Here is a 5,510-nt window from a genome sequence, read left to right as displayed (position 1 = left end):
CGTTTAAACAAGCCGTTAACTGTTCGCTTGTTTCCAGTCCCTGGACTAAATGCTGGAGATTTGACAGCCTTTGAAAGTGATGATTTGTGCAATTGTGCTGTACTGTCTGTTCCTTGAGTTGTTATAATTTACTACCGTTATGCATTAAGAACTCACAAGACTGGTAAACGAAAAAAATACTTTTTACAATATTGTCAATAGTTACTATGCCTTCTTTTGCATGGTTTAATTCCAATATAATAATCACAAATGACAATAAGACAGAGCTGCATAAAATCTCTTGTAAAGAAAAGCAACAAGACAAATCTTCTTGGAATATAGTAAACCTATACAACTGTGAAACCAAAACAATGTTTATACCGTATCAACTTTGGAGTGGACAAGCATGGAATGGTGATAAAAACGCCTCTTGCATGCACAAAGCCAATACATCTTTTTATGTTAATGGCAAAAGTGGCACCACAATCAAAGGTCCGAAGCAATGGATAAATCCAAAGACAGAAAAAGAGTTGGAAGTTTGGCATAGAGATAAAATGAACGGTTCAAAACAACAATACTTTAGCTGCAATGCAAAAGGTATAGGTCGCGTATATGATAGCCGCAATGGTGGAAGATATTATAAACATGGCAGGTGTAAATTTCCTGCTGGATTTGGCTGGGAAATCGGAAAACAGAGAAAGTGCAAAGAGACTGCTATTGAAATTATAAAAATTGAATTAAATTCAGATAATGACTTATCTGCTATAGGGTTTGAATGGTGGTATAAAAGTAGAAAACGTGATAAATATATCCACGACCACACCTACAGGTATGAAGTTGGTTATGGCTCAAGAAATGCGTGGAAACAATAAAAAACATAACAAATCATTCCAGACGACCGCTAACACGTCGGCTGAATTCAAGCACTCACTTTGCACCACCGTTAACTAACCAAATAAAACAACACAAACCCGGTGTTAGTAACCAGTCCAACTATAGGTATGGTTATGTGATACTGTCTAACGTTTGAGCTAACACTTTGTTTGTTGGTTTTAATGCTAATTAGTGCTAGATGCATGAACGAAAAGATAATCAATATAAATAAACTGGTTAATTCAGCTAGTGTGACTATCGGTAGCCAAAGCGCAAGAATGGCAATAATAACTGTTGTGAGTATCGTGGCGTAAATTGGCGTTCCAGTTTTGACATTAACTCTACCGAGGAGCTCTGGTAGCCAATGTTGCCGACTCATGCCGTACAAAACTCTGGAAGCCATAATGATCTGTATCAGTGCGCCATTAATGATTGCCAGCATACCAATCCCTGCAATCAAGTTGGGAGAGAATCCGCTTAACTGTTGATAAATCAGCGCCAGAGGTGCATCGTGTTCAGCCAGTGTTTGTGGGGAAATGGTGCTAACGGCAATCAGAGAGACTAGTGTATAAATAATGGTAGCAATGGCAAGTGACAGTAGAATCGCTCTTGGCATGTTTTTTTCTGGATTTTTTACCTCTTCAGCTACATTCACCATGTCTTCAAAGCCAATAAATGCATAGAAGGCTAAAAAAGCACCAGCAAACACGCCTGCCCAAAGAGCTGCGTCGTTAAATGCAAACGCGTCAATATAAATTTGTGTATCAATATTGGGCAGATAGTCTCGACCAAACCAAATAATAATCAGCAAGCCAGAAATTTCAATTAGGGTTAATAATGCCGCTGCTTGGATAGACTGCTTAATACCCCAGATTGCTAAAGCAGATAGTAATAATAGAATTGGGATAATGGCTAAATATTTATTAATATCTATAAATATTTGTAAATATCCCACAAAGCCAACAGTAATGGTGGATGCTGATAACACACCAGTTGTGGTAATCATGAGCCCGATAATGAGTGCGGAGTATTTATTGCCAAAGGCTTTGAATAAATAAACCGCCTCACCTGCGCTAACGGGGTAGCGCGACGATAGTTCGCTAAAGGTAAAGGCTGTGGTAACGACAAGTAGTGAAGCCACAAAAAAAGATAAAGGAGTTAACAGTCCTGCAACGCCAGAGACTTTACCAATGAGCACATAAATGCCTGCGCCCAAAATATTACCCAGTCCGTAGAGTACGAGTAGTGGTAAAGTTATGGTGCGCTTAAGTGGCATATTATTCCAGTTTGGTTAGTTGATAGGCGTTGGTAAAATCTTTAATATTGAGCGCTTTTTTGCCAGCAAGTTGCACCTGCTCTAAGCTAAGAGCTCCATCACCCGTTGCTATATAACAGCTACCTTTAGGGCTATCAATTACCTCTCCTGGATTTAGGTGACAAGAGTCTATGACCTTTGCAGATAGAATGCGTAGAACTTTAGCGTTAAATTTATCACTTGTAGCGTTGGCTTGGGCAATCGGGTAGGGGTTAAAAGCCCTGATTTGATGATTGATTGCGACGGCTGATTGACTCCAGTCAATCCAAGCTTCATCTTTGGATAATTTTTTGGCATAAGTGACGCCAGCTTCATTTTGTGCGGTTGGTGATAGACTGCTGATATTGTCTAATGCTTCAACAATGGCTTGAGCGCCTAGATCGGCTAATTTGTCATGTAATGATTGCGCTGTATCAGAATCTAAAATATCACAGGTTTTTTCCAACAGAATGTCACCCGTATCTAAGCCTTCATTCATTTGCATGATGCCAATGCCGGTTTGCTTGTCTCCTGCCAAAATAGCACGTTGAATGGGAGCGGCGCCGCGCCAACGCGGTAGTAATGAGGCGTGAATATTGAGGCACCCATATTTGGGGGTTTCTAATACTTCAAGGGGTAGCAACTGACCATAGGCAACCACCACCATTACTTCCGCTTGCAGACTTTTTAGTTGAGTTTGAGTCTCACTGTCTTTCAAGCTATTAGGCTGAAAGATGGGTAAATTAAGCGCCAAGGCTTTTTCTTTAACCGGGCAAGAGCTCAATACGCGTCCGCGCCCTTTGGGGCGATCGGGTTGGGTGTAAACACCAACAATCTTATGACCAGCTTGATAAAGCGCCTCCAGTACGCCAACGGAAAAATCTGGCGTTCCTGCAAAGATAAGGCGCATTAGTCGAGTGAAGCTCTAGCTGTTTTAATTGCTTGTTTGACTTGATTAGGCGAGGTGGCGCCCAAATGGTCGCGCGCCGCTAAAGAGCCTTCTAATGATAGAATATCAAACACATCATTTTCAATGCGATCATCAAACGCTTGCAGTTCCTCTAAGCTTAATTCAGCCAAGTCTTTTTGATGCTCAATGCCATAAGAAACTGATTTGCCCACCACTTCGTGTGCATCTCTAAATGGCAAGTCTTTATTAACTAAATAATCGGCTAAATCAGTGGCTGTTGTGTAGCCTTTTTTGGTGGAGTTATACATAGTGTCGCGTTGGGTCTCAATGGTTGGCACCATATCAGCAAATACGCGTAAACAAGCTTTGAGCGTGTCTACCGTGTCAAACAATGGCTCCTTGTCTTCTTGATTATCTTTGTTATAAGCCAAGGGCTGAGATTTCATGATGGTTAGCATGGAAGTGAGGTTGCCGTAGACGCGACCGGTTTTGCCACGGACCAATTCAGGCACATCTGGGTTTTTCTTTTGTGGCATGATCGAAGATCCAGTACAGAAACTGTCAGGCAATTCGATGAAGTTAAATTGCGCACTTGACCATAAAATAAGCTCTTCTGAAAAACGCGATAAATGCATCATGATCATGCTGGCCGCTGATAAAAATTCAATGGCAAAATCTCGATCACTGACGCCATCTAGGGAGTTTAAACAAATACGATCAAAGCCCAATAGCTCTGCAGTACGCTCGCGGTTAATTGGGTAGGTGGTGCCTGCTAGGGCGGCAGAGCCTAATGGCATGGCATTCATGCGTTTGCGTGTGTCAACCAAACGCTCTGCATCACGCGTTAGCATTTCAAAATACGCCATCATGTGATGACCAAAGCTAACCGGCTGCGCAGCTTGCAAATGGGTAAAGCCAGGCAAAATTGTACTAGCTTCTTGTTCAGCTAAATCAAGTAGTGCATGCTGAAGGCGATTGATTTCAGTCAAAATATCATCCACTTGATCGCGCAAATATAGGCGAATATCCGTGGCCACTTGGTCATTACGAGAACGGCCAGTGTGTAATTTCTTGCCAGCAATGCCGATCAGTTGCGTGAGGCGTGACTCCACATTCATATGCACATCTTCAAGTGCTACAGACCACTCAAACTCACCAGCGTCAATTTCGGTTAGAATTTGATCTAGGCCTTTGATTATTTGAGCTTGCTCATCGGTTGTTAATAGACCAACTTCTTGCAGCATGGTTGCATGAGCTTTAGAGCCTGCAATGTCATAAGGGGCTAGTATTTTGTCAAAAAATACCGAGGCGCCAAAGATTTTAACGAATTCATCTGTAGGCTCACTAAAGCGCCCGCCCCATGATTGATTAGTTTGTTCACTCATAATTTTGCCTTCATTTTGTTGGTTAATTTGTTGGTGGCAGAGATGATTAATTCATCTAAATCTGTCCAGTAATAATCTTCATTGGCAACGCCAATCATTTTCTCTAAAGTCACGCCGTATTGGTCAACGAGTAATACCGATGGAAAAAAGTTAACCGCTTTGCGAGAGGCAAATTCATTGTGTGAGACCTCTTCATTGTAGAAGTTACGAAGATCATCAAAGCTATTGGCGTTAATGTGGCGAATGATGATTTTATCGTCGTATTCTTTCAAATCAGCCATAGGGCCAATAACATCTTCTTTGACTTTCTTGCAAAATCCACAATCAGGAATGGAAAACATTATTAAAATAGGAGTTTGCTTTTTCCAAACTTTTTGCGAATCAGTAAAGAAATTTTTAGCAGGTGGCAGGGTTAACTCTTGCGCTAAGGCAAAATTTGACAAAAAGACACAGACTAATAGATAAAATCTAAACATTAATGCCATTTTAATACAAACTTCTTGAAACATGAATAAAACCCTAAAAATTGCAACTCGAAAATCTCCCTTAGCACTTTGGCAGGCAGAACATGTAAAAGCCAGGCTTGAGGCGCTACACCCGCAATTGAATGTTGAGCTGGTCAAAATGACTACCAAGGGTGACCAAATTCTTAATTCACCATTATCTAAAATTGGCGGAAAAGGCTTGTTTATCAAGGAGTTGGAAGTTGGCATGATGGAAGGTGTGGCCGATATTGCGGTACATTCCATGAAAGATGTGCCGTATGAAATTCCACCCGGATTTGAGCTGGGCGCTATTTTAGAGCGTGAAAATCCGTTTGACGCGTTTGTATCAAATCATTACGACAATATTGATGATTTGCCGCAAGGTGCCAAAGTAGGCACTTGCTCTATGAGGCGTATTGTTCAGCTTAAAGACAGACGCCCTGATTTGGAAATCTTAGATTTACGTGGCAATGTAAATACGCGTCTTAAAAAACTTGATGATGGGGAATATGATGCGATTATTTTGGCCTGTGCGGGGTTGATTCGCCTTAAGTTTGAAGATCGTATTAAGCAAGAAATTCCTG

Annotated in this window: 7 protein-coding genes; 3 read left to right on the top strand and 4 right to left on the bottom strand. The window is 41.2% G+C overall.

Going from position 1 to position 5,510, the window contains the following annotated elements:
* Positions 1-117 (top strand): DUF711 family protein (locus PSN35_RS05645; RefSeq protein ID WP_300030673.1); only part of this gene is annotated, 117 nt, incomplete at its 5' end.
* An 89-nt stretch (positions 118-206) separates the two neighbouring features.
* Positions 207-851, top strand: a complete 645-nt coding sequence (locus tag PSN35_RS05640; RefSeq protein WP_300030670.1) for a hypothetical protein — start codon at positions 207-209, stop codon at positions 849-851.
* Positions 852-922: 71 nt separating this feature from the next.
* Here the strand turns inward: PSN35_RS05640 and PSN35_RS05635 are convergent, their stop codons facing one another.
* Genes PSN35_RS05635 through PSN35_RS05620 form a run of 4 tightly spaced genes read right to left on the bottom strand, consistent with a single transcriptional unit; the run spans position 923 to position 4,950 of the window.
* A complete protein-coding gene (locus PSN35_RS05635; protein ID WP_300030667.1) occupies positions 923-2,128 on the bottom strand; it encodes an APC family permease in 1,206 nt (401 codons plus the stop codon).
* 1 nt (position 2,129) lies between these two features.
* A complete protein-coding gene (gene fmt, locus PSN35_RS05630) occupies positions 2,130-3,056 on the bottom strand; it encodes a methionyl-tRNA formyltransferase (RefSeq protein ID WP_300030665.1) in 927 nt (308 codons plus the stop codon).
* On the bottom strand, positions 3,056-4,441 hold the full coding sequence (gene argH, locus PSN35_RS05625) for an argininosuccinate lyase (protein WP_300030662.1): 1,386 nt from the start codon (positions 4,439-4,441) through the stop codon (positions 3,056-3,058). Before argH ends, fmt begins: the two co-directional genes overlap by 1 nt.
* Entirely contained in the window at positions 4,438-4,950 is a 513-nt protein-coding gene (locus tag PSN35_RS05620) for a thioredoxin fold domain-containing protein (RefSeq protein WP_300030659.1), read from the bottom strand. The genes argH and PSN35_RS05620 overlap by 4 nt, the downstream gene beginning before the upstream one ends.
* Between PSN35_RS05620 and hemC the strand changes: the two genes are divergently transcribed.
* The coding region (hemC, locus tag PSN35_RS05615) for a hydroxymethylbilane synthase (RefSeq protein WP_300030656.1) at positions 4,949-5,510 on the top strand (562 nt) is incomplete at its 3' end. The two genes, PSN35_RS05620 and hemC, sit on opposite strands and share 2 nt — an antisense overlap.

The organism is Candidatus Thioglobus sp., assembly GCF_028599055.1.
GTDB lineage: Bacteria > Pseudomonadota > Gammaproteobacteria > PS1 > Pseudothioglobaceae > Thioglobus_A.
This window is presented reverse-complemented; position numbering and strand designations above follow the sequence as displayed.